Source organism: Hahella sp. KA22 (genome assembly GCF_004135205.1).
GTDB lineage: Bacteria > Pseudomonadota > Gammaproteobacteria > Pseudomonadales > Oleiphilaceae > Hahella.
On record NZ_CP035490.1, the window covers coordinates 2048326 to 2072058 of the forward strand.

Sequence of the window (23733 nt, forward strand, 5' to 3'; positions counted from 1 at the left end):
GGGACGTTTAATCTGAGTTTGCGGTCAACGCTTGTTGCTTGAAGCCGTATACCAATCCGATACGGTCGCCGTAACGCACCAGTAAAATCAGCAGATTGCCGCCGCTGGCGGCGAATCCTTCCATCGTCAACGTTTCTCCTCCTGCGGGTTGCGGATCGGTGAAATCCAGCTTGAGCAGGTTTCTGTCGGCTCCCGTGTTGGCGGCGGGAGACGCTTGTGGCGTTAAAGAGTAATCTGCATCGTGATTTTCAATATCGCTGAGTGTTTGGCTGCCAATGGTCTGTGTCACCCGGCGCTCGTTCAGACGCAAGGTCGCGACAGAGGCGTCGTCGAAGGTCAAGGTGGACAGGTTATGATTCCCGAACAAGGTTGCGTTTCCGCTGATGCCCAGGCTATTGCCATATAACACATAGCTGGCGCCTGCGTAATTGATGTCCGTGTCTGACAACTTCACCGCATGAATGATGCCTTGGCCGTCCGTATCGCTGTCTAGGTTGAATGACAGTACATTGCCGGAAGGATCGCTGACGCCGCTTGCTGAGCCGGCTTTGATGCGTCCGGTATATTGTGTTTCATAGACTTTATCGGCGTTGTTGTACTTGATAGTCGGCAGTCGCTCCAGCGCCAGAGACGCGGGGGTTTCCGTTGACATGCCGACGCCTGAGGCGGAGCCGTCTGCGCTACGGCTCACCTGATAGGTATGGTAGATGTCGGGATCGCCAGCAACCGGAGCAGGTTGAGTTTGCGCAATATCGCTAGCAGTCGCTTGCCAGTGGTGAATCGCGCCAACGACAGTCATGACTGGGTCGGTGGACAGGTTCTGGCGCAGGCTGATCACGCCGTATTCGCCGCCATTGATCACGTCCGTGCTGAAGTTTGAGGATTGTTTGCTATGGAACAGCCAGCCGAAAGTGTTCAGTTTTTCCAGCGTCAGCTCGCGGCTATACCCTCCCGTTGACTTGGAGGCCAGTTCAATCGCAAATCCATCGCTCAAGTAAGCGGAAGCCATGGAGGGCGAGGAAGCGCTGTCGTCATTGGTCGACTTGGTGGTGTACAGGCGAGTATAGAAGGGATTGGTCAGCCAGCCGGTAGGGCTTGCGCTGTCTTCCCGGGTAATGTATTGGGTTTGCAGGCGCGCCATATCGAAAAAGCCGCCCGGAGATAGATAGGTCAGTGTTGAACCGACATGGGCGTTAATATCATCCTCTTCCGCCTGCGCGCCCTGGTTGAAGACGTCGTCGGAGACTTGAGTCAGGCTATGGCGCTCCCAGGGGACCTGTTCGACGATAATGTTATTGATGATGCCCAATACGGTGGCGGTAAAGCTTGCGATGGGGTAGGAATAGGTCGTGACTTCCGCGGACGTATTGGTTTTGATCGTGGCGATGCGGTTGGAGAACACCACGGTTTTAGCGCCGTTGGGCAGGCCTTGGTTCAGTCCGGCGGCGAATAATACAGAGTTGTACAGGCCGGCTCGGTTTTCCAACACTGGCGCAATACTGGTTGATGTTGTGCCGTCGATTTTTTTCTCACGGATAATGGCGATGAACTGGTCGACGAAATCGTCAAATAATACGTTGTCGCCAAGAAACGCCATCGTCTCTTCTAGGTCAGCATTGTCCGGTAAGGTGACTTCGAAATCCTGCACGCCGTTCATCAACGCAGCCCAGTTCAGCATGCGTGCGTCGGCCTGTGAGCCGCAGGCGTCCGTACCGTCGTTGCAGGGCATCATTCCGTCCAGCTCGGCCTGGGAACTCAGACTGCTAAAGAAATCTCTGACTGTATATTCTGACGCGGCGGTGATCAGTATCCCTTTGTTTGCGTTGGGCAGACCGGTGCGAATCACCGAGCCGTTACTAAGTTCCGCCGCAATAACCAAGTCAATTCTCTGAGGAATGGAGCCGTCAAAGGTGATGGTGTAGCTGCCGTCACTGGAGCGGTTGACGGAATAGTCATTGTTTGTGATTACGCCGCCGGAAATAACATTGCCGCGATAATCCAGTTGCTGAATGCTCAGATTGGCCGCCACCTTGTCTCCGGCTGAGATGGCGTAAGCTGACGCCGGCAGGAAAGCGCTCAGAATTTTTTGGGCGATAGTGGCTTCTTGCATGCCAGGGGTGGCGAGCACTGCGACGTTGACCTGTCTGGCGTCAATGGGATCGGGGGGCGTTTCCCCGCTGGCGTCGCCGGCTGGAGGATCAACTTTGTTATCGTTCTTGGGCGGCGTGTAACCGCCGTTGCCATCCAGAGATTCATCACCGCCGCCACAGGCGGAGAGTATGGACACAAGCAGCAGGAGCCCTGAAACTTTTTTCAGCTCGCGCAATGACATAGGCAATTCCATTGTTGATTCTTATTGAGGCTGTTGGGGGGTAGTCTAAGGGTTTTTACGGAGGGCGGAAAACCCTGGCTTGAGGAATCTGTGAAGCAGTCCCAGCCGGGGATGCATAGGAATGAGCGAGGTGAAATCGCCGCAGACGACGAAGAGGCGCGTTCTGCGGCGAGAGATTGTCTTGGTAAACGCTATAAGTCGTTTACACAGACTTAGAACTGCAGGGCGAAGCCGACGTTTACGCCTTCGTCCAGTGTGATGTCATTATTGCGTTCAATGTCCGCTTTGATGACGCGGTATCCCAGATAAATATCGGCGTTGGGAATCACGCGGTAAGTGGTTTTGACATCAAAACGGGAGAACTGCTCGGCGTCTTGAAAGGACGTAATGGACGGCGCGAAATGGCCTGCGAGTTTGACTCCCAATCCTGGAACGGCGGGAATTTTGATGTGCGCGTATCCACCTAATGCAATGGCTGAGCCGTCGACGTCACCTTCGGTAAAAGCGTCCAGCTGGGCTCCAATGCCAACCGTTGTCGGCAGGTTGCCGATAGCCGTTTGTCCCCGTGCATGCAGGTCGCCGTTGAGCAGGTGACCGCCGCCTTTGTGATAGAGGTAACCCAGGCCTGTTTCAAAATCTCTGGATTGCGGCAGCATATTGACCTGTACATTAACGGACTCATCGCCAATGTTGAAGTCTAATTCGGAAGCGGTTGCGATGTTGGCTCCCAACAGTGCGGCGGCGCCGATAGCCGCGTTAAGCCCTAAAAATCTCATGGATATAGTTGCTCCTGGTTTAATCATTCTGAGAAAAAGTTTCCGGCGAACTTCCGTTTGCGGAATGTGTCCATCTACGGAATATTTTGTAGCGGATTGCGGAAATACGCCCTCAGGCGCTAAAGGCGACAAGCCGACATCTTAACCACAGGCGAATGTCGGCTCAAATTAATAACAGGTTATCTGGAGCTCTGACTCAATCACCAGCCGTAGGTCATGCCCAGAATGGCGACGAAGTCCGGCGTAATGGTGGTGTTGAGGTCCTCTGCGATTGCGATATTCAATACCAGCGAATCACTGAGGGTGATTTGTCCCCCGGTCGTCAACTGCAGGGAGAAATTGCTTAGCTCGCGCAACTGGCTGTGGTAAAGCCCGGAGTGGCTGTCTATCTGCGCCGTAAGCGTGAGATAAGGCAGCGCGCGCCAATGGCCTCCAGCCCGTAGGGACAGCGCCCAGTTTTTCTGCAGTGGCGCAAGATTGAGGTCGCTATCGCCCAGGTAGCTGACAGCGGCGCCGGCGAATGGAATGAAGCGTTGGTCGGGGCTATCAACTGAACCCTCCCAGCCTACGCCTGCAGAGAGATCCCAGGCGCCGCTGCCGGTGAGCTTGTCTGCATTTCCTGTCGGCGCTTTAACTTCCAGTTGCGCCAGCCAATCCTGTTCCCAGAAATGCAACTGTTGGGAGTAGCCAAAGCGAATGTCGCCGATCCCGGCGGCTTCTTCGCGAAAGTTCAGCAGCCTTTCGCCATTGCGCTGGTATACATAGGCGAATTGATCGTTGGTGTCCTGCGTCCTGCCGCCCTGAGGAAGGCCGAACCATTCGTGCCAATCGTAGATGAAGTCGTCCCACAGGCCTTTGCTGTGGTCGACATAGGGCGCTCTCAAGGTGAGCTCGGCGTCGTCTTTGAAGCGCCAGCGCAGCGATAACGAGGTTATCGCCACCTCGCCGTCAAAATAGGAAATTTCGTTGATGTTTTCGTGTGTGACATAGGTGTTTGCGGTGGAGTGCTGCAGGTTTGCCTCAAAGCCGGATGGCGCTGTGTTCAGGGCCGTTTGAATAGACGGCAGTCCAAATATCTGCGCGAGAGGAGAGTAGTTCGCCACTTCAAAAGGTTTGGGAGAGAGGGCCATCGCAGGGGAAGATAAAAGTGCGCAGACGCAGGGGTAAACAATACCGTGAGTTATTTTTTTTAACGACGTCATCGGTTGGATGATTCCTTCATGTCATGCCAAGTTGTGTAAACAGGCTCTTTAAGCGTCAGTATCTGCATGATCTTGAGCTAAAAAGAGCGCTTTAGAAAGTTTAGCAGCAGACGCTAGCCAACGAGGCTGATCAGCACTTGTCCTGGCTTGGGTTGCAGGTTTTTCTTCACAGTGAAGAAATTCAGCCCCCCGTTTTCACTTACCAGACACAGTGGTAATGGGTCCTGATCCTGGTTCTTTTCTTTAAATTGCTCGTAGGTGAAGTCTTTGGTAAGAGGTGTGCGCTTGATGACGGCGCCGTGATTCAGCCGCTTCATGATGTGATTGAACGTGGCCTGAGTGGAGAACAGAGCAACCCCGGACAAGTCTTCGGGAATCCACTGAGCGGGCTTGTCCTTATCTTCAGGCTCGCCGAGCTGATAGACCTCTTTGACGCCGAATATGTCGGAAAAGCGTATGCAGGCGAGAGAGTTCAACTCCAGGTTAGGCGTTAACGCCAGAAAGCGTCCCATTCCGGTGTAGTTGACGCGCTCCAGTAACTGCTCGGACAGGACGTTGCCCAGCAGTGTCGGCGTGCCTTCCATACGGGCTTCTTTAATGTTGCTCCAGCGGGCGTCGACGATCAGCACGCTCACATTTTCATTCTTCAACGCTTTGGCGAGCGCATTGGTGAAGGCGTTGGAGCCAAGAATAATACAGCCTTGCGGGTTATCGTCGGACAGCGCCAGCTTTTTCGCCAGCGGTCTGGCGCCCAGCCCGTAGATAAGAATCGTCCCCATGATGATCAGAAACATGGTGGGGGGTAATGCTTCCGCCTCTTCATAACCGATGCCTTGCAGGCGTACGGCGAATAGAGAGGCCACCGCCGCGGCGACGATGCCTCGAGGCGCCATGGAAGATAAGAAGACCTTTTCCTTCCAGCTCAGATTGCTTTTTACGGTTGAAGCCCAAACCGCCGCCGGACGCACCAGAAACACCAGCAGCAGCAAGAAAGCGAAACTACCAGCATGGATGTGCTCCAGGTCTTTCACATCCAGACGGGCGGCGAGAACGATAAACATAGAGGAAAGCAGCAGTACGCGGAGGTCCTCTTTAAAGCCCACCAAGTTGCGTATCGACACCAGGCGCTGGTTGCCTAAATAGATCCCCATAATAGTGACGCTGAATAGACCGCTTTCATGCTGTATCAGGTTGGAGGCGGTAAACAGACACATGACCATCGCGAGGGTGAAAGTGTTGCCCAGAAACTCCGGTATCCAGTGATGACGTAGCGCTGTCGCCACCAGCATGCCGGCAATCAAGCCCATCAAGCCGCCTACTACGACGGTCAACAAAAAGCCGGATAAAAACAGGGTCGTCGCTTTGCCCACGCTGGTGGACACGACGGCCTCATAGACCAATACGGTCAGAAGTGCGCCAATGGGGTCGTTGAGAATGCCTTCCCATTTCAGGATAGAGTTAACCTGACCTTTGGGGCGAATCAGCATCAACAAAGGCAGCACCACGGTGGGGCCGGTGACGGTAAGAATCGCGCCGATCAGCAGAGCGAGAATCCAGGGAACGTCGAGAGTAAGCCAGGACAGGAAAAATGCGAGAAACCAGGTAATCAGTATCCCCACGCTGACAAGGCTGCGGACAGCGGTTGAGCTGGTTTTGAGCTCCGCCAGTTTAAGACTGAGGCCGCCTTCGAACAGGATGATGGCGACAGCAAAGGAAATAGCTGGAAACAGGAAGTCGCCGAAAATTTCGTCAGGGTTCAGTACGCCGGTCGTTGGGCCCAGAACTATACCGCTCAGCAATAACAACAGTATTGAAGGCAGTTTCAGTTTCCAGGCTATATACTGAGATGCGACGCCGAAAAACAGGATGGCGGCGAGGGCTACGACGACATGTTCGTTCAAAAGGGGAGCTCCGAACCGGAAGAGTTGAGGTTTAGCAGTCAGTTTTTCCGCTAAAGATAGCAGTTGATCCCTGGTGTGGCCAGCTTAAAGCCGATGCGGTTGTGGTTTGAACAACGCGTCGCTCTGCGCTTTTGGCCGCTGTTGAATACGTAGGCGGGATGGATTATTGACGGGAACATATATAGAGTTGTCGCTGTCCCAGGGGCGGGTGGCGTATAGGCGACTGGACGTCAAAAGTGTCAAAGTAAGGTTTTGCTACAATATCGATAGCGCTCTCAACGGTAGTAGGCAAACAGGGAGTTTAGGGGTTTGTGGGGTAAATTTAGTAAACGGCTGCGAAAGTATCCTTTAGGATCGAAGGTCGTGGCGAGCGTCCTGCTGTTCAGCACAGCCGTCGCCCTGGTCTCCACCGGCGTACAGTTGTGGCTGGATTACCGTGCGGAGGTGGCGGCGCTCAACACCAGGCTGGACGATGTCGCCAGCACGTTCGAACCGGGACTGGCGAATAGCCTTTGGAGCATCAATCACGATAACCTGGATGTGTTATTGCGGGGACTGCTACGCCTGCCGGAAATTTACAATGTCTCTCTGGTCACCAACTACCAGGATGTGTTTACCGCAGGCACGCCGCCATCCGGCGAGCCTTCCTTCAGTAAGGTGTATCCCATCTATCAGCCGGGCATGGACAATTACTGGCTCGGCGACCTGACGCTCATCGCCACACTGGAGCCGATCCAGCACAAAATCTGGGATCGGTTGCTTATTATTCTGATTACCCAGAGCGTCAAAACCTTTGTCGTCGCTATTTTCTTTTTGCTGATCTTCTGGCTGCTGGTCAGTCGGCATCTGGAAAAGATGTCGCAGTATTGCCGCAGGTTGGAGATTGATAACCCGACGGCGACATTAACCCTGGACCGCAAGCCGCCGTCCTCATCTGACGAGCTGAGTCAGGTGGTCACCGCTATTAATAATCTGCGTATTCGCATGCTGGAGCAGACGCGCATTTTGCGGCAGTCCGAGCAACGCTCTCAAGTCGAGCGCTCCCAGGCGGTAAAGGCGAATCAAAGCAAGAGCGTGTTTATCGCCAATATCAGCCACGAGCTGCGCACACCGATGAACAACATTCTTGGCTATACCGGCCTACTGCTGGATGCCCCCGTTTCTCAGGAGCAACGTGAATATTTGCTGGCGGTGCAACAGAGTTCAGAGTCTTTGTTGACCCTGTTTAACGATATGCTGGACCTTTCCAAACTGGAAGCCGGCACGACGCAAGTGGATTTGGCGCCTACCGAATTGCGAGCATTGCTGCAGGCGGCGGTGGCGCGTGTTTCGGCGGTGTCGGAAGCCAAAGGCCTGAACGTTGAAACCTTTGTGGATGCAGGCCTGCCGACGCGGGTGCTGACGGATCGCAATATTCTGTTGCGCGTGCTGGAAAGCCTGCTCTCCGTTGCGATTACGGTCACGGTAAAAGGCCAGGTGGTGCTGCATGTGCATCCGGTGGCGTTTGACGAAGATCGGGTGCGTATACGCTTTACTGTAGAAGACAGCAGTCCGGGAATCAGCCCCAATGAAATTGATACCTTGCTGTCCAACACCTTTGAAGCGCCTGTTTCGCAGGGGCTCAACGAAGTCGGCACAGGGTTAAGGCTGGCGTTGTGTAAACAGTTCGTCGAGTTAATGGGCGGCTCTTTCGGTATCGAAAGTGAGGAAGGTAAAGGCACGACCTATTGGGCGCAACTGTCCTGTCAGCGTGTGCAAAGTTACAGTCCGCAAATTCTCAATGAAGAGAATATTTTCAGAGAAAGTCGCATCCTTGTGGCGGACGCCAATGAGCTGAGTCTCAAGGCCACTCTGGATATTTTCTCCGAAGAGTCCCTGCTGCATTGTGATATTGCTAAAACCTCCGAAGAGGTCAGGGCGCTGGTAAACCAGGCAGTGGACTCCAAAGCTCCGTACAACGCGATGATTCTGGACGAGTCGCTGCCGGGTGATGATTTTATTGATCTGATTAAGTCCATCAAATCCTTGGACTTGCAGAAAAACGCGCCGATTTTGGCGCTGTCCTCACACCCGCAAAGAGAGCATGTGTCTGAATTGAAAGGCGCGGGAGTATCCGGCTATCTCAGTAAGCTGGACAGAGAGTCGCACTTACGCGACGCTTTGTACTCGGTTTTGGTGGAGGAGCCGAATGAAACCTCGATTATCCTTTCTCCCAGTCTGATGACCTTTGAGGATCGCAGGGATTCAAGGCGCTCTGGGTTGCGTGTTCTGCTGGTTGAGGACAATACCGTCAATCGCAACCTTGCGCGCAAGATGTTGGAGAAGTGCGGTTGCCGAGTGGACTTTGCCGAAAACGGCGAAATCGCCATCCAACAGTTGGGCTCAACTCACTTCGATCTGATATTTATGGACTGCTGGATGCCGGTTATGGATGGCTATGAGACGACCAGGCGTATCCGTGATAGCGGTCAAAGCTTTTCCCATATTCCTATTGTGGCGCTTACTGCGAATGCCTTCCCCGGCGAGAAAGAGAAATGTATGCAGTGCGGGATGGACGACTTTCTGACCAAGCCCATCCGTTTCGAGGAACTCAGCGCCATAGTTCGTCACTTTGAAGAGAAAGTGCTGGAACAGGCTTGATAGTTTTTGGTGACAGATTGTCGGCTGATGCTGTTAAATTTTGAAAAATTAATCAAAAAAATCCCTGTAAGTGAGTGAGTCTGGTTGAAAAAGACTGCTTTTTCCCCTAAATCTTAAGTTAAGGATTGTTGTCGTGCGTCAGAAGCTGTGTTCTATGGGCCTTCAGCTTCAAGCGTCAAGAAGTGGGAGCAGTATGGCAAAGGAGAAGCGCAGAGTTTTACACTGAACACGAACGCCAACGGATGAGCTGTAAGAAGGTCAATTTAACGCTGACATTGAATAGGCGATGTGCTTATGAACATGTTTGTGACTGGAGATACAGCGATGCGTCAGTTTATACGTCATCCTACAGATATCCCTATTCTGCTTGAAAAGAAACGTCCTTCAAAAGAAGATTCATACCCTCAATCCGGTGTCAGTCATGACACCATAATCCATAAGAGCCCCGCCACCGTGGGCGTCGGTTGTTGTCCCGCCGCGTCTTCACACTGTATGCAGAACATAAGTTGTGGCGGAGTTTGCTGTATGTCGCCAATTTCCTATGAGGTGGGAGAGAAGGTGATGGTGGTTATCGCTTTTGTACGCCCAACCTTTAGAACGCCTGCTCAGGTTATCTGGTGCAATGAAGTGGATAACGGTTTTGAAATCGGGCTGCGTTTCATGAGCGAAAAAGACGCATTCGCCGCTCGGATGGTGGAGCAGGTGTGCCACATTGAACATTACAAACGGGAAGTGCTGGCGACGGAAGGTCGTCGTATGTCAGGGGAAGAGGCGGCGCGAGAGTGGATTGAAAAGCATGCGCCGGATTTCCCCGAGTTTGAATCAGGGCCGGAAGTGACTACTCATTAACTGCCAGGGGCGCGACAGCGCTGATAAGTGCGTAATCGTCATAGACACGCCAGGAAATATTCAGGTCGTATAAAGCCAAGCCATAGACTTTTGCGTCGGCTTGGCTTTTTTTATAGCTGGGCCGCGGGTCCAGTCCAATGGTCTCAATGATCAGCTCTCGAAGCTTGGGATATTGAGGGCTTAACTGACGCAAGCTTTGTTTTGCTTCCTCTGTAAAGCGTACTTCCAGGCAAGGCTCCGGCTTCTCAACCGCATAGCCGCCTTCCGCCTCTATTGCGTCCACGTAGGGAATATAAGGTTTAATGTCCAGCACAGGGGCTCCGTCTACGAAGTCGCCCCCTTCCACGCTGAGCACTTGTAGCCCCCCTCTCTCCTGAACGGAGAGCAGACGCACGGCGGAGAGTCCAATAGGGTTGGGGCGAAATGGCGAGCGGGAGGCGAATACGCCGACAGACTTGTTGCCGCCGAGCCTTGGAGGACGCACTTTCGGCTTCCAGCCTGCAGCGGCGGTTTTATGAAAATGAAAAAGAACCCAAATATGGCTGAATGCCGTCAGCCCCGACACTGCCTCTACGGAAGAAAATTCCTGTGTGAGCACGATTTCCGTAATGGCGTGTTTGATCAACCCGGGTTGGCGCGGCGCTCCAAACTTTTCTGGGAAGCAGGAGCGGATATGGCCTATGGGGCGGTAGACTAGATCTTCCATCGCTATGATTTACTCGGAGAAGATCATCTCAATACCCAGTGTCAGCGATGGGTTTGGCTTGAAGTTATCGTCTCTGGGAAACAGCAGTTCCGGCGTGCTCTCAAGGAATAGCCAGTCACTATAAAGCCGCTGACGGTAGGTGGTGTTTATAAAATAGGCGCTGGTGCGTGGGTTGGGGCGGCTTTCACCCAGCCATCCCAACTGGTGATTCATCGCTCGTTTTTCATCAATCTTTTGAGAGAGGGAAAGAACTTCCGCAAACTCCCAGCCATCCCGATTGTCAACCCACTGCGCTTCTGACTTGGAACGGAAGAACCAATGGTCTGAAATGGCGTTTTCAAAGTAGAAGGCGCTGGTGTGACCCCAGCCGTCGGAATGGTAATAATAAATCGATTCGTCTACCCGGAAGGCCCAGGTGTCAGAGAGCGCCCATTCTTTCTCCGCTTTAGCCCTGGCGAAAGGGTCCAGTGGAATTTCCAGCTTGATGCCCAGGTCGCCCTTGAGCTTCCACTCTTTCAGGGCGGCAATTAAGCGAAAGAAGCCAGTACTGGTGGTGTTGGTGGTTTCATTTTCCTTTAACACCCTATTCCGGTTTTTTTCCGCCAAGGTTTTGGTTTCATCCGGGTCGTTCTCGATCACCAGTTTGAACCGGTCCTGAGTATAAGGAAGGTCCAAACGAAATTTGAAGCGTGGTTCAGGATCAATGCCTTCTTCTTTTCGCCAAACGCCGAACAAGCCTACCTTCATGAAGCTGCCGTTGGCGCTTAGTTCAGCTTCTTTGCCGCCAAAAAAACCGTCTATATTGCGTCCAAGAGAGCCGATTCTATTTGACCAGGCGTTGCGCTGATCGACGATCCAACTGAACGAGCGCTCGGTCATGGTCTCTTGTTCTGCATCTTCCCCCGTCGTTGGGGCGCTCTCCTCGGCAGGGACTGCGGTCTTAGTTTCAATTGCTTCTTCTGTTTCTTTGGCGTAAGAAAGGGAAGGGGATATGAGTTGAAATGAGACGGCGGCAAGGGCCGCACAAAGGTATTTGTACGCGAACGTCACCGGCTAATACATCCTGTTATGTGAATAGGAAAGGTCGCAGAGGTTGGATATCAATGAGCGTCCTTGGGCCGATCGTCGTCGGCTTCAGACCACTTGTCTTTCTCCTCAGCTTCAGGGATTCGATACTCTTCGGACGCCCAGGCGCCCAGGTCGATCATTTGACAGCGCTTGCTGCAGAATGGACGAAATTCATTTTCCTGAATCCACGTGACTTTGTTTCCACAGGTTGGGCAATCCACTTTCAGGGAAGTGCGTGTGGCTGAAGAGGTAGAAGATTTATCGATCATGCTGCGCCAGTTCTAAATAGTATTCGTGCAACCTGGCGATCTCCTGATTGAGATGGGCCAAGTCCTTATCGTTCAGGATGATATCATCCGCATGTTGGCGTTTATACTCTCTGCCGCTTTGAGTCGCAATAATCCGGCGGACCAAATCCTCGCTATTTTGATCTCGCGCCATCGCTCTGGCGACTTGTACTGGCTCAGGAACATCTATGACCAGTATGCGATCCACCAGCTCGCGTTGTCGGGTCTCCAGCAATAAAGGCGATGCCAGGATGCAATAAGGTTTCGCGCATGTATTTAACCAATCGCGGATGCGCTGATTGATGAGCGGATGTAGCAGCTTCTCAAGCCACTTCTTCTGTTCAGGATCATGGAACACCAGCTTGCGAAGCGCTGAGCGATCCAGAGCACCATTCGGCGTGATCAGGGCGGAGCCGAAATGCTCTGCAATATGTTGCAGAGCAGGCTCGCCGGGCTCGACTACATCGCGGGCTACCTGATCGGCGTCGATACAGGGAACGCCTAATTCGACAAACTTAGCCGCTGCTGCGGACTTTCCGCTGGCGATGCCGCCGGTAAGTCCGATAATTAATGGGTTAGATTGAGTAGTCTGGTTCATGTAGGGAAAGATACTGCGGCTAAGGCGCAGGGTACATCCCCAAATAGGCGGACACGATATCATTTCCCCAGATCACGGCTATCCAGCCGGCGATTGCCAGATAGGGGCCGAATGGGATCGGGATATTTTTATCTCTACCCAAGGTAATAATCATCGCCAGGCCAATAACGGCTCCAACCAGTGATGAAAGCAGAATAATGAGCGGGAGCATTTTCCAGCCCAGCCAGGCCCCAAGAGCGGCAAGCAGCTTGAAGTCGCCGTAACCCATACCTTCCTTGCCGGTCAAAAGGCGGAATAAGTGGTAAACCGACCACAAAGCCAAATAGCCAATGGCTGCGCCAATCACAGCTTCTGATAGAGGGGCGAAAATACCTTGGATATTGATTAACAATCCCGCCCAAAGCAGAGGCAGCGTCAGGTCATCAGGCAGTAGCTGGGTGTCGAAGTCAATCAATGACAAAGTAAGCAATGTCCAGCTTAAGCCGATGGCCGCCAGTCCCGCCCAACTCATCTTGAAATAGCAGACGACAATGACCGCTAATAAAGCGGTGGCGATTTCCACTAGCGGATAGCGAATAGAAATACCCGTTTTGCACGAGGAGCACTTGCCGCCAAGAAACAAATAACTGATTACCGGAATATTTTCCCAGGCCCTGATTTTATGTCCGCACTTAGGGCAGGTTGAATCGGGTTTGGAAAGCGTGATCAGGGGTTCATCTGTTTTAGGGCAGTCGCAGCCTGGAATTTCAGCGCACTGAGCCCGCCACTCCTGCTCGAGCATTTTCGGCTTTCGCAGAATCACGACATTCAAAAAGCTGCCGACAACCAAGCCGAAAACAATGACCGTGGTATAAAGCAGCGCAGGGTTATGATTGAACTGACTAAAAATTTCTAACATCGGTTATATGAGTACTGTTAAAAAAAGACCTCGCGAGCGCGAGGTCTTTTGGGGATAGGTATTTGATTAGACCACGGAGCCCAATTGGAATATAGGAAGGTACATTGCGACGATCAACCCACCAACAAGCACGCCGAGGACGGCCATGATCATTGGTTCCATTAAGGCTGTAAGGTTGTCGACTGCGTCATCAACTTCCGCTTCATAATGATCTGCAACTTTCTCAAGCATATCATCGAGTGCGCCTGACTCTTCGCCAATCGAAGTTAGCTGAATAGCCATTACGGGGAAAACCCCTGTAGATTTCATGCTGTACTGTAGTTGAGTTCCCGAGGACACATCATCACGGATTTTATGGACGGCCTGCTTGAATACAGCATTACCCGTGGCCCCTGCTACTGAGTCTAGCGCGTCAACCAGAGGTACACCGGCTGCGAAAGTTGTAGATAAGACCCTGGCAAATCTTGCAACAGTAGACTTATAGAGGATATCCCCAACAATAGGCAGCTTGAGAATATATTTATCTACAGCATTTGATACTTTTTCTGATCGTCTTTTTGCTTCTTTAAAGGCAAAAATTGATCCGACAATACTTATGAGGAATACAAACCAATACTCCTGCATTATGACCGAAAGATTGATGACCACTTGAGTAAATGCTGGTAAGTCTGCCCCAAAACCTTGGAATAACTCTTGGAACTGGGGTACAACCTTTACGAGAAGTATACCGGTAACAACAATAGCCACAACTATTACAGCAATAGGATAAGTAAGGGCCTTTTTAACTTTTTTCTTAAGAGTTTCTGTTTTTTCCAGATAGCTTGCAACTCGGTCCAGCATAGTCTCAAGGGCCCCGGATTTTTCTCCTGAGTCAATGAGGTTGCAAAATAGGTCATCAAAGTGTCTTGGATGCTTTGCCAGCGCACCTGCAAAACTATTCCCCGCCGCGACTTCATTTTTTATGTCTAAAACTAGCTCTCTCAGTGACGGGTGCTCTAAACCATCCGCTACAATGTCGAAAGACTGTACGAGTGGCACACCGGCTTTCATCATTGTCGCCATCTGTCGGGTGAAGATGGCAATATCGAAGGGAGTAATCGTCTTTGTTCGTTTTCCTAATATGCTTTCTGCTTTCTTTTTGACCTTGGTTGGGTTTATTCCCTGTTTCCTAAGCTGAGCCTTAACCAGAGCCACATTGGCTCCGCTAGTCTCACCCTTTGTTTTATTCCCCTTTCGATCTGTGCCCTCCCAAACGAAGGTGGAGCTTTTATTTGCTGCTTGAGCCATACGTTAATCCTTCGTTACGCGATTTGCTTCTTCTAGACTGGTTACGCCTTCTATTACCTTTCTGAGCGCAGACTGTCGGAGGTTACGGAAGCCTTCTTTTTGCGCTTGCTTCGCCAACTCTAGCGAACTGGCTTCGTTCATAATAAGTTCTTGCATAGCAGGGGTGATCCTTACCACCTCGTAGATACCAACACGTCCCTTATACCCATCCTTGCATTTATCACAGCCTTTGGGCCTATACAATTTAAAGCCTGTTTCAATTTGTTTGTCTGTGAAGCCTTCCTCTTTTAGCACATCATTTGGAACAGTAATGGTCTCCTTGCATTCGGAGCATAACCTTCTGGCTAATCGTTGAGCAATTATGAGGCTTACAGAAGTAGCTATGTTAAACGCTGGCACTCCCATATTTCTTAAACGAGTTAGAGTTTCCGCTGCACTATTGGTATGGAGAGTTGATAGGACTAAGTGTCCAGTCTGGGCGGCTTTGATTGCTATGGAGGCAGTATCCAAATCCCGAATCTCCCCAACCATAACTACATCTGGGTCTTGGCGTAAGAAAGCTCTTAGAGCGGATGAAAAGTCCAAGCCTACTCTTGTGTTGACATTTACTTGGTTTACTCCTTCCAGGTTTATCTCAACTGGGTCTTCTGCTGTGGAAATATTTCGCTCTGTTGTATTGAGTATATTTAGACCTGTATATAAAGAGACTGTTTTTCCACTTCCGGTAGGTCCTGTTACTAGAATCATACCTTGCGGCTGCGCGAGAGCATCCAAATACATCTTTTTCTGGTCTTCTTCGTACCCTAATGCGTCTATTCCCAGTTTTGCGCTACTTGGGTCAAGAATCCTTAAAACGATTTTTTCTCCCCATAGGGTAGGAAGAGTGTTGACACGAAAATCGATAGCCTTTGTTTTCGAAAGCTTCATTTTTATTCTGCCGTCTTGAGGCACCCTACGTTCAGATATATCGAGCTGAGACATAACTTTTAAGCGGGCTGCTAACTTTGCGGCTAGCTTTATAGAAGGCTTAGATACTTCGTTCAATATGCCGTCTGTCCTAAACCTTACACGATATGACTTTTCGTAAGGCTCAAAGTGTATGTCTGAAGCCCCGCCTTTGATCGCATCAAGGAGCATCTTATTGATGTACTTAACTATTGGCGCATCGTCTTGCTCTGGCCCAGAGTCGTCAGCTCTGTCTGGTTCATCTCCAGCGTCAATATCAATATCATCAAGTTCGGTATCTCCAAGGTCTCCCAAAGGTTGCTCATGTGAGTCCAAGTATTTTTCAATTAACGCAGAAAGCTTATCCTCTTCCACTAGAATGGCGTCGGTACCAAGACCGGTATGAAACTTGATCTCGTCAAGCGCTTGCAAGTTAGTGGGATCTGCGACCGCCAGAAAGAGTCGATTTCCTCTTTTGAATATAGGAAGTGCGTGGTGTTTGCGAATGAGCTTTTCGTCAACGATTTTGTCAGGTATCTGTTCGATAGAGAGGCCAGAGAGATCCATAAGAGGGACCCCAAACTCAGCGGAAGCCGCATAAGCGAGTTGTGTGGCGTTGGCTAGACCTTGCTTGACGATATAGCTAACAAAAGGGTCCTTGGACTTTTGCGCGTTGGCTTGCGCCTCACGTGCTACGCTCTCTTCTAGCAGCCCATCCTGAACGAAGCGACGCGCTAACCCTGTTAATGGCGGGGAAATCTGTGTATTCATTACAAATGATATGCGTTGTGACTAAAAACAATTGCCTTTCAGAAGTTTAGAATCAATCAAGGAACTTGGAAAGGCGTTATAGTGGTTTTTATTGTAAGGTGACAATTATTGTCATGTGTGGTCGCATTTTGTCATAAGTGCGCATAGGTCCTTTGGCCTACAATGGCTAAGGGCTGGATTGGTAAGGCACTGAATAACATACTTTATCGAAGTAAGAGTTAAATGTGGCACGGGGTGTGCATCCATCTAAATCAAGGTGGCGGCTTCGGGCGCGAAACCGAAATTCAATAGTGTCGAAAGACGTGGTAGGAGAGAGATAAATGAAGAGCATGCAAAAAGGTTTTACCCTTATTGAATTAATGATCGTTGTTGCGATCATTGGTATTTTGGCCGCTGTAGCGATTCCTGCTTATCAGGATTACACTGCTCGCGCTCAGATATCAGAAGGGTTGTCGCTGTCTGGCGGTTTGAAAACTACTATTACTGAGATTTGGACTCAGGAAGGTTCTCTGGCTACTGCAGACAGTGGTAGCTCCGGTATTGCAGCTGAGTCAGACATCAGCGGCAAATATGTCGAAAAAGTGAACGTTACTGATGGTTTGGTGACTATTACGATGAAGAGCACCGGCGTAGCTCAAGCTATCCAAGGCAAAACTTATAACATCAGCCCTGTTACTGGCGTTGGCTCAATCAAGTGGGCTTGTAAAGCAGGCGCTGCCGCTACCAAAATCGACGTTAAGTATCTGCCTAAGAGCTGCAGCTAATAATATAGTAGCAGCCTAGCGCAATAAAAGGCCAAGGTTAAACCCTTGGCCTTTTTGTTTTTGGGATTTGGAAATCTGCCTTGAAAAGCACTCTCACTAGCCTTCTTTTTTTGCTCACTCTGACGTTTCTCCTTGTGGGGGGGTATAAGCTTTATGCTCCTGGTATGCAAGGGGAGTTTATGTTCGATGACGTCCCAAATCTAAGTGTGTTGGGAAACCAAGGGACGATCGACTCACTAAATAAGCTTAAAGTTTACCTTAATAGCGGTTTTGCTGGGCCAACTAAGCGCCCGGTATCAATGGCTAGTTTCTTAATTGACGCTCAGAGCTGGCCTGCAGATCCGTTCTCGTTCAAGAAGACAAATGTCCTTATACACCTTCTTAATTGTTGTTTATTAGCATGGTTTGCCTATTTACTCCTCTCGTTAGTTACTGTCGATAAGACATGCTCGGCGGCAGTACTGGCGCTTGTATGCGCTGCTGTTTGGCTGCTCCACCCTCTTTGGGTTTCCTCTGTTCTATACGTTATTCAGCGGATGGCGACATTAGCGACAACGTTTAGTTTGGCGGCGCTAATTACATTTCTTAAGCTCCGATGCGTGGATTCAAAAGATGGGTTTAGTCTGAAGGCTCTCTGCTATGCTTTTTTGTGCGTTATCTTGTCAATTTTGGCGGTATTCTCTAAAGAGAGTGCTGCAGTATTGCCTTTCCTGTTCTTGAGTGTTGATGTTGTTTTGCAGGCAGCGAATAGGAATAGTCGGCGCTCATGGATGCTTGTTAGGTGCTTGTTGACTCTGGGTTGTTTTTTTGTCATTGGGTATCTACTCTACCGCGGCGTTCCAGCTTGGTCTTTGGAAAGTTCACGGCGTGACTTTACGGTCGGTGAGCGCTTCTGGACTGAGGGTAGAGTGTTATGGATGTATATATATGATTTGTTAATACCTAAAGCGTACTCATCTGGACTATTCGTTGAGATATCTGCCTCTAAAGGTGCATTTTCTCCCCTTGGTGGGTTATTTGGGTGGTTGGCCATTTTAGGGATATGTTTGCTGGTTTATGTTCTGCGTAAAAGACTGCCTTTCCTGGCAATAGGAGTGCTAGGATATTTTTCAGGGCACCTTATTGAATCCACAGTCATACCCTTGGAACTATACTTTGAGCATAGGAACTATTTGCCAGGAGCTATGCTTTCGGTCTGCTTGCTCGAACTGTTTACCCGAATAAGAAAGAAAACGGTTCTTGCAGCTCTATTTGGCTTGTGTATTTCTATTGAAAGTCTACTTCTGTTTATCAGAGTTGATATGTGGGGGACATATTCAACTTTAGTTAAATCATGGGCTTTGCATGATGTATCTTCTTTAAGAAGCCAGCTTGAAGCTTCTCGTGCTAGCTACGAGGAAGGGGATTTGTCAAAGACTTACAAATACTTGTCAAACGCTCTTCTGTACCACCCCCAATCCGGCGAAGCATGGCTTTGGAAAATAATACTTGACTGCAGTTTATCAAAGAAAATTTCTGATGTGGATCTTACTAATGCCATAACGTCCTTAGAAGATGCTAAAGAAAGTGGGACGTTGCTTCGATATTTTGAGACTATTGTTAGTATTAGCGACTATGAACAGTGTAAAGGTCTAGATGTTGTAGGCTTAATAGATGCGTATCAGAGTGCAAACGCTATTAAGGGTTCAAAAACATATAGTAGACTGGATGTTCTCGCTGGGCAGTATTTTCTAAGCAGAGGAGATGTAGCTAATTCAGTTAACAGGTTTGATCGAGCTGTACTAAAGCTCCGCTCTATAAACACCGGCTTGCTATCAGTTGCTATGTTAGCTTCGGGAGGCTTTCGGTCCGAAGCGCTTGAGCTGCTTATTAAATATGAAAAAATGTATACCCTTAAAGAACTTTGGGGAAGTGACTTTGATTATCAGATGGAGATTGATGGACTTAAGGCTAAGATACAGGAAGACCTTAACTGACCCTTTGAACCCAAAAGATGAGAGGTTGTTAGGTGTTTATAGTTATTGTTGGCACTAAAGCTCAGCTGGTAAAAATGGCGCCGGTTATTAGGGAGCTAGAAAAGAGAGCGCAACCGTTTAAATTTATATTAACAGGTCAGCACTCAGAAACTATGGAAGACCTCGTTTCTTCGTTTGGCATTCGAGCCCCAGAAGACAGTTTGTATACATTAGGTGAAGCGGACTCGGCACCGAAGCTTTTTAAATGGTTATGCTGTGCGACTAAAGCCGCCTCATCACGATCATACTTTCGTGACATAAATATTAAAGCCATACTCGTCCACGGCGATACTATGTCAACCTTATTGGGAGCTTATATTGGCTGGAAGTATAATATTTCAGTGGCGCATGTAGAAGCAGGACTAAGATCCTTTAATTATATGCACCCGTTCCCTGAAGAAATAATTCGTGTTTGTGTTTCAAAACTCTCCCAATTTCACTATTGCCCTGGTAAATGGGCTGTGGAAAATATAAGAAGTAAAGGAGTTATTATTGACACGGCTCAGAACACACTAGTTGACTCCCTTAAACTTGTATACAATCAAGAAGGGGGGCGTCTCTTAGAAAAATATGCTGTAATTTCGCTGCATAGAACAGAAAATGTCAGTAACGATAAAAGATTTAACTTTATTATGGAGCAAGTTGTATCTATTTCGAAGCAAATACGAGTTAAATTCGTACTTCATCCGGTAACAAGATCAAAGCTCGACTCTTCTGGCTGGCGGGCTAAGCTCCAACTTTTGTCAGAAGTTGAACTGTGTCCAAGGATGGACTATCTAAAGTTTGTATCGCTGCTTTGCGGCGCTAACTTTCTTGTTACAGATGGGGGGAGCAATCAGGAGGAGGCGTCGTACATCGGGTTACCTTGTCTGTTAATGCGGGAGTACACAGAAAGGCAGGAAGGCCTGGGAACAAATGTGGTTTTGTCAAAATATAAGGAAGCTGTTATAGCCGAGTTTGTGCGAAAGCACGCTAGTTCGTCTCCTGATATAAATTTTCATGTTGACTATGAAAGAAGTCCATCAGAAATAATTGTTGATCATTTGATGTCGATATGAAGATTGATAAATCTAATCCTTCTCACTGGAAAGCACTGATACTATCAGCAATTGTGGTAGTAGCTTCTCTTCTTATTCGCTGGATTAATGTAGGTAAACGGAATAAATATGTTGCTCTTTATGGACACAAGCTTAACGGGAATTTAGGGGCTTTATACTGGGCTAACGAAGCTAACAAGCTGAATGGGGCCGAACTTATCTTTCTTACGATGGACGAAAAGTACCATGAGGGGTTAATAGAGAATGGGGTAAGGTCTATATTGCTTACTAAACTTTCGTCTGCGTCTATTCTAGCAAGTACAGTTTGTGTAGTGTCAGACCATGGCTTGCATGCGATGAGTCTATTATTAAAGTTGACATCCATAAAATTTGTAGATGTGTGGCATGGTATTCCGTTCAAGGGATTTATTCCGGACGATTTCTCGGTGCAGAGAGAGTACGACGAAGTGTGGGTGACTTCTGAAAAAGTAAAGGAAATGTATACAAGTAGATTCGGGTTTGAAGAGGAGCATGTAAAAGTTACTGGTTACGCTAGAACGGATATTTTAATAAAGAAAAGCCTGGATATTAATAAACTAAAAGTTAGATTGCGTCTCCCTGATCATAAAAAAGTAATCTTGTTTGCGCCAACTTGGCGGCAGGACCATGAGGGGCGAAGTGTTATCCCATTTGGCGAAAGTAGTGAGAGCTATTTTAAAAAGTTAGAGGATCTCTGTGCTAGTCAGGGGTGCATCGTCGCATTTCGTACCCATTTAAACTCTGGCGAAATACTAACTTCGAGTAACTACAGAAATATATACTTCTTGCCGCATGCGGACTTTCCTAACACGGAAGAAATACTACTTGTGTCGGATATAATGGTCTGCGATTGGTCTTCTATAGCTTTCGATTTTCTGTTGCTCGATAGACCAACTATATTTTTAGATGTTCCCCCTCCATTTAAGAATGGATTTTCTTTTGGTCCTGAGTATAGATTTGGGGAAATTGTAGGAGATCAAGGTGAGATGCTACATGCCTTGGATATGTATATTGATAATCCAGGTTCGTATTGGGACTTATATGGTGTGGGCTGCGAGAATGTAAAAGCTGATTTATATGCCGATTTAGCAGACGGTGAAGCGAGCGTCAGAGGCCTTCGGCGTATAGAGGCTATTATAAACGGATTTTCTCTATAACTTCAGTTGTTGATATCGCAGGTGTTCTATCAAGATAGACGATTTTGCAAATATCTTTAAGGTCATCGAACTTTCCTTTCCAATCGTCACCCATGACTAATATGTGAGCATTTTGTTCAAGTATATAGTTTCTCTTTTTTTCTAAGGACTCTTCTAAAAATACCGCGTCTACACACTTTAAGGCAGATATGATTTCTAACCTTTCAGATTCAGAGTAAACTGGGTAGCGGCCTTTCTTTGAATAGTTAAGCTGATCGGTGGAAACTCCGACAATTAGCTGTGCGCCCATGGACTTCGCTCTCATAAGGAGTCTAAGGTGGCCAACATGAAATACGTCGAAAGTACCGAAAGTTATCACCGTCTCTGTATTTTTCTTGCTCATGATAAAGGGGGCTTGCTTTTCTTTTCAATTTTACTGGATGTAGACTCAATGCGCGATAATATTCGCCCAACAAAAGCCACTAAAGGTCTGGATATAGACGTGGAGCCCTGGAACCATGTCCATTTTGGTGAGATCTGTCTATTGAGCAGTAATGCTGCAAAAAAAACTTTAATAAGCTCAGGAAAAGAAAGTGGGTGAGCTAGTACTCTTTCTTGGCTGGCATCGTGGCTGGTTAACGCAAATATACGACTTTCACAAATTGACAGTGCCTCTAAACGCTTAGGAAACTTATAAAACAGCTCGAATGTTTCGATTGCCTCCTCTCTAATCAAGTAAAGCTGAGAAAACTGCTCTAGGCTGAATAGCTTGGAATATCGATGTGCATCTTCTTGTAGTTTATCAATATAGATAGTGTAGTCGCTATTATGAGTTTCTTTAAGTTTTGGTTCTACCCTTGAATTTTTATATTCATAGCACTTTGTTGACCCATGGTCCGCGGCGCAGAATACTTCTTCTAATAATGTCATTGGCCCTAACTTAAATAGCCAATTATATTCGGGGGCTCCTTCGTTAGTTATGAATGCCTTAAACGGAGCCAAAGTCTGAGGATGCTTTTTTCCCACTCCGAAGTAGTACCCTACAAGCGCATCCTTTTTGTTATCTTTCACTATTTTATATAGTGCGTTATGGGATGAGAGATGCCAGCCTATATCGACAATAGCAATATTTCCTGGCTCAAATACTCCCATGGTTGAGAGGTATTCATTTATGTACGCCCGTTGACTCGCGAAGTGGTTAAGTAATAGGGTGGATTCTTCCGACTCTGCCAGAAATGTAAGTAATTTTTTGACGTTTTCCTTGTTGGTAGTGGTTATTAATTTTTGGTGCTTACTTTCTAACTTGTCTAATATCTTTCTGCAGTAATCCTCTGGTATTGATAGATCACTTAAAATTTGCTGCATGGAACGATTTGGATACTTGTTGAGTATAAGTTGAGTGAATTCCTCATCTAAAGTGCTAAACGATGCAGGATACCAAGCAGCTCTTGACCCATATATGTAGTGACACTCGATATTGCTATCTTTAAAAATACCCTTTGCAATTTTATAAAAAATTTGGGCGTTGCGCGCCACAAAATATAGTCTTTTTATATCATCTTGCTGTGCTTGATTGATTAACCATGATACAAAGCTATTGAGCAGAGGCGCAGAAATATAAGAGGAAATGATCTGAAGAGGGCCGTTGAGTTCGCTTGAGTGTGAAACTAGTCTTGATGCTCCAAGAGATGTCGAAAGAGCAAGTCTATTTTGTATATTTAGCTTGTCTAAAGGGTGCTTGTAGAGCTTTCTATAGAGTTTGGATTTTCTCTGAAGTAGGTCCGTTAAAAGGTCTAAGCACGAGGTTTTATGCTGCAGTATATTGATATACCTTCGAGCAAGCCTGCTTTCCTCAACATGAACCGTATTGACTCCTTGGCTTCTTGGAACTTTGATGTCTGATAAAATATTGTCGCCAATATGGCAAAGCTCATTTGCTTCTATACTTTCCTTTTTGAGAATATGCTGAAAAAGCGCCCCAGATCTTTTTGTTAGGCCAACTTCCCCTGATGAGTATATTGGAACTCCTTGTATATTGTAGCCACATTTAAGAAGAATTGCGCTCAACACATCCTTTGGAAGATACATGTCAGAAATAAAGATAACTCTAGCGCCTTCAGCGCGCAGTTTATGAAAACGATCAAGAGTCGGCCTTATGGGGTGGGCTGAAGTAATTTCCAATTCAATTTCTTTGCCCTTTATTTCATCTAAAAGAGATCTATCGTTGATTTTTTTTAACATTTCTTCATAGATGTCATCTAATAGAACATCTTGTCTATTAGAATTCATGCGCGCTGACTGTTCAGCTTGGTGACGTAGCTTTGGAAAGTTTAGGTCATGGAGTAGGTGTGATCCGTTACTCTCCATATTATAAGACAGTTCAATGAAAAGGTCATAGGGTTGGTGCTGGCGTCTTGATATACATGTATCGAATATGTCGAAAGAATACACTTTTACTTCTTTATCTTCGTTCATTGACTAT

General features: G+C 48.1%; 19 protein-coding genes. 6 read left to right on the forward strand and 13 right to left on the reverse strand.

The genetic code is table 11. From position 1 onward, the window contains the following. Positions 1–7 precede the first annotated feature (7 nt). The 4 genes from EUZ85_RS09175 to EUZ85_RS09190 form a co-directional block, all read right to left on the reverse strand. Entirely contained in the window at positions 8–2344 is a 2337-nt protein-coding gene (locus EUZ85_RS09175) for a hypothetical protein (protein WP_129498730.1), read from the reverse strand. Between the two features lie 200 nt (positions 2345–2544). Further along, positions 2545–3108 carry a YfaZ family outer membrane protein gene (locus EUZ85_RS09180; protein WP_127969011.1) on the reverse strand — a complete coding sequence of 188 codons (564 nt, stop codon included), beginning with the start codon at positions 3106–3108 and terminating at the stop codon, positions 2545–2547. 200 nt (positions 3109–3308) lie between these two features. Further along, positions 3309–4310, reverse strand: coding sequence for a DUF3187 family protein (locus tag EUZ85_RS09185; protein ID WP_127969012.1), 1002 nt, complete (start codon positions 4308–4310; stop codon positions 3309–3311). A 113-nt stretch (positions 4311–4423) separates the two neighbouring features. Beyond that, positions 4424–6211, reverse strand: coding sequence for a sodium:proton antiporter (locus EUZ85_RS09190; protein WP_127969013.1), 1788 nt, complete (start codon positions 6209–6211; stop codon positions 4424–4426). Between the two features lie 363 nt (positions 6212–6574). On the opposite strand from EUZ85_RS09190, the gene EUZ85_RS09195 reads away from it, so the two are divergent. Together EUZ85_RS09195 and EUZ85_RS31120 are read left to right on the forward strand one after the other, a co-directional pair. Further along, on the forward strand, positions 6575–8851 hold the full coding sequence (locus tag EUZ85_RS09195; protein WP_164887209.1) for a response regulator: 2277 nt from the start codon (positions 6575–6577) through the stop codon (positions 8849–8851). A 492-nt stretch (positions 8852–9343) separates the two neighbouring features. Then, a complete protein-coding gene (locus EUZ85_RS31120; RefSeq protein ID WP_256372771.1) occupies positions 9344–9700 on the forward strand; it encodes a PilZ domain-containing protein in 357 nt (118 codons plus the stop codon). On the opposite strand, the gene tsaA is transcribed toward EUZ85_RS31120, so the two are convergent. From tsaA to pilB, 7 genes are all read right to left on the reverse strand, one after another. Then, entirely contained in the window at positions 9690–10406 is a 717-nt protein-coding gene (gene tsaA / locus EUZ85_RS09205; RefSeq protein ID WP_127969016.1) for a tRNA (N6-threonylcarbamoyladenosine(37)-N6)-methyltransferase TrmO, read from the reverse strand. The two genes, EUZ85_RS31120 and tsaA, sit on opposite strands and share 11 nt — an antisense overlap. A 9-nt stretch (positions 10407–10415) precedes the next feature. Continuing rightward, the gene (locus EUZ85_RS09210; RefSeq protein WP_127969017.1) at positions 10416–11285 is read right to left on the reverse strand and encodes a hypothetical protein; all 870 of its coding nucleotides are present in this window, start codon (positions 11283–11285) and stop codon (positions 10416–10418) included. Positions 11286–11506: 221 nt separating this feature from the next. Continuing rightward, positions 11507–11743 carry a DNA gyrase inhibitor YacG gene (gene yacG, locus EUZ85_RS09215; RefSeq protein ID WP_127969018.1) on the reverse strand — a complete coding sequence of 79 codons (237 nt, stop codon included), beginning with the start codon at positions 11741–11743 and terminating at the stop codon, positions 11507–11509. Then, complete coding sequence (gene coaE, locus EUZ85_RS09220) at positions 11733–12359, reverse strand: dephospho-CoA kinase (protein ID WP_127969019.1); 627 nt, start codon at positions 12357–12359, stop codon at positions 11733–11735. The genes yacG and coaE overlap by 11 nt, the downstream gene beginning before the upstream one ends. 19 nt (positions 12360–12378) lie before the next feature. After that, positions 12379–13257 carry an A24 family peptidase gene (locus tag EUZ85_RS09225; protein ID WP_127969020.1) on the reverse strand — a complete coding sequence of 293 codons (879 nt, stop codon included), beginning with the start codon at positions 13255–13257 and terminating at the stop codon, positions 12379–12381. A gap of 66 nt (positions 13258–13323) precedes the next feature. Then, the gene (locus EUZ85_RS09230; RefSeq protein ID WP_127969021.1) at positions 13324–14544 is read right to left on the reverse strand and encodes a type II secretion system F family protein; all 1221 of its coding nucleotides are present in this window, start codon (positions 14542–14544) and stop codon (positions 13324–13326) included. A 3-nt stretch (positions 14545–14547) separates the two neighbouring features. Further along, on the reverse strand, positions 14548–16260 hold the full coding sequence (gene pilB / locus EUZ85_RS09235) for a type IV-A pilus assembly ATPase PilB (protein WP_127969022.1): 1713 nt from the start codon (positions 16258–16260) through the stop codon (positions 14548–14550). A gap of 320 nt (positions 16261–16580) precedes the next feature. Here pilB and EUZ85_RS09240 point away from each other — a divergent pair, with 320 nt between their 5' ends. The 4 genes from EUZ85_RS09240 to EUZ85_RS09255 all read left to right on the forward strand — a co-directional run bounded on the left by EUZ85_RS09240 (position 16581) and on the right by EUZ85_RS09255 (position 21272). Further along, the gene (locus EUZ85_RS09240) at positions 16581–17024 is read left to right on the forward strand and encodes a pilin (RefSeq protein WP_127969023.1); all 444 of its coding nucleotides are present in this window, start codon (positions 16581–16583) and stop codon (positions 17022–17024) included. 179 nt (positions 17025–17203) lie between these two features. Beyond that, positions 17204–19000, forward strand: a complete 1797-nt coding sequence (locus tag EUZ85_RS09245) for a hypothetical protein (RefSeq protein WP_127969024.1) — start codon at positions 17204–17206, stop codon at positions 18998–19000. Between the two features lie 32 nt (positions 19001–19032). Next, positions 19033–20097 (forward strand): UDP-N-acetylglucosamine 2-epimerase, encoded by a 1065-nt coding sequence (locus EUZ85_RS09250; protein WP_127969025.1) that lies wholly within the window; start codon positions 19033–19035, stop codon positions 20095–20097. Further along, the gene (locus tag EUZ85_RS09255) at positions 20094–21272 is read left to right on the forward strand and encodes a CDP-glycerol glycerophosphotransferase family protein (RefSeq protein WP_127969026.1); all 1179 of its coding nucleotides are present in this window, start codon (positions 20094–20096) and stop codon (positions 21270–21272) included. Before EUZ85_RS09250 ends, EUZ85_RS09255 begins: the two co-directional genes overlap by 4 nt. Here the strand turns inward: EUZ85_RS09255 and EUZ85_RS09260 are convergent. Both EUZ85_RS09260 and EUZ85_RS09265 read right to left on the reverse strand, forming a co-directional pair. Further along, the gene (locus tag EUZ85_RS09260; protein WP_127969027.1) at positions 21250–21654 is read right to left on the reverse strand and encodes an adenylyltransferase/cytidyltransferase family protein; all 405 of its coding nucleotides are present in this window, start codon (positions 21652–21654) and stop codon (positions 21250–21252) included. The genes EUZ85_RS09255 and EUZ85_RS09260 overlap by 23 nt on opposite strands. Then, complete coding sequence (locus tag EUZ85_RS09265; protein WP_127969028.1) at positions 21651–23726, reverse strand: HAD-IA family hydrolase; 2076 nt, start codon at positions 23724–23726, stop codon at positions 21651–21653. Before EUZ85_RS09265 ends, EUZ85_RS09260 begins: the two co-directional genes overlap by 4 nt. Between the last annotated feature and the right edge of the window lie 7 nt (positions 23727–23733).

Coding starts and splice junctions, on each gene's coding strand:
- EUZ85_RS31120 (WP_256372771.1), top strand. CDS start 9,344: ATGCAGAACATAAGTTGTGGCGGAGTTTGCTGTATGTCGCCAATTTCC.
- EUZ85_RS09230 (WP_127969021.1), bottom strand. CDS start 14,544: ATGGCTCAAGCAGCAAATAAAAGCTCCACCTTCGTTTGGGAGGGCACA.
- EUZ85_RS09245 (WP_127969024.1), top strand. CDS start 17,204: ATGTTCGATGACGTCCCAAATCTAAGTGTGTTGGGAAACCAAGGGACG.
- EUZ85_RS09255 (WP_127969026.1), top strand. CDS start 20,094: ATGAAGATTGATAAATCTAATCCTTCTCACTGGAAAGCACTGATACTA.
- EUZ85_RS09185 (WP_127969012.1), bottom strand. CDS start 4,310: ATGACGTCGTTAAAAAAAATAACTCACGGTATTGTTTACCCCTGCGTC.
- pilB (WP_127969022.1), bottom strand. CDS start 16,260: ATGAATACACAGATTTCCCCGCCATTAACAGGGTTAGCGCGTCGCTTC.
- coaE (WP_127969019.1), bottom strand. CDS start 12,359: ATGAACCAGACTACTCAATCTAACCCATTAATTATCGGACTTACCGGC.
- tsaA (WP_127969016.1), bottom strand. CDS start 10,406: ATGGAAGATCTAGTCTACCGCCCCATAGGCCATATCCGCTCCTGCTTC.
- EUZ85_RS09210 (WP_127969017.1), bottom strand. CDS start 11,285: ATGACCGAGCGCTCGTTCAGTTGGATCGTCGATCAGCGCAACGCCTGG.
- EUZ85_RS09180 (WP_127969011.1), bottom strand. CDS start 3,108: ATGAGATTTTTAGGGCTTAACGCGGCTATCGGCGCCGCCGCACTGTTG.
- yacG (WP_127969018.1), bottom strand. CDS start 11,743: ATGATCGATAAATCTTCTACCTCTTCAGCCACACGCACTTCCCTGAAA.
- EUZ85_RS09225 (WP_127969020.1), bottom strand. CDS start 13,257: ATGTTAGAAATTTTTAGTCAGTTCAATCATAACCCTGCGCTGCTTTAT.
- EUZ85_RS09175 (WP_129498730.1), bottom strand. CDS start 2,344: ATGGAATTGCCTATGTCATTGCGCGAGCTGAAAAAAGTTTCAGGGCTC.
- EUZ85_RS09265 (WP_127969028.1), bottom strand. CDS start 23,726: ATGAACGAAGATAAAGAAGTAAAAGTGTATTCTTTCGACATATTCGAT.
- EUZ85_RS09260 (WP_127969027.1), bottom strand. CDS start 21,654: ATGAGCAAGAAAAATACAGAGACGGTGATAACTTTCGGTACTTTCGAC.
- EUZ85_RS09240 (WP_127969023.1), top strand. CDS start 16,581: ATGAAGAGCATGCAAAAAGGTTTTACCCTTATTGAATTAATGATCGTT.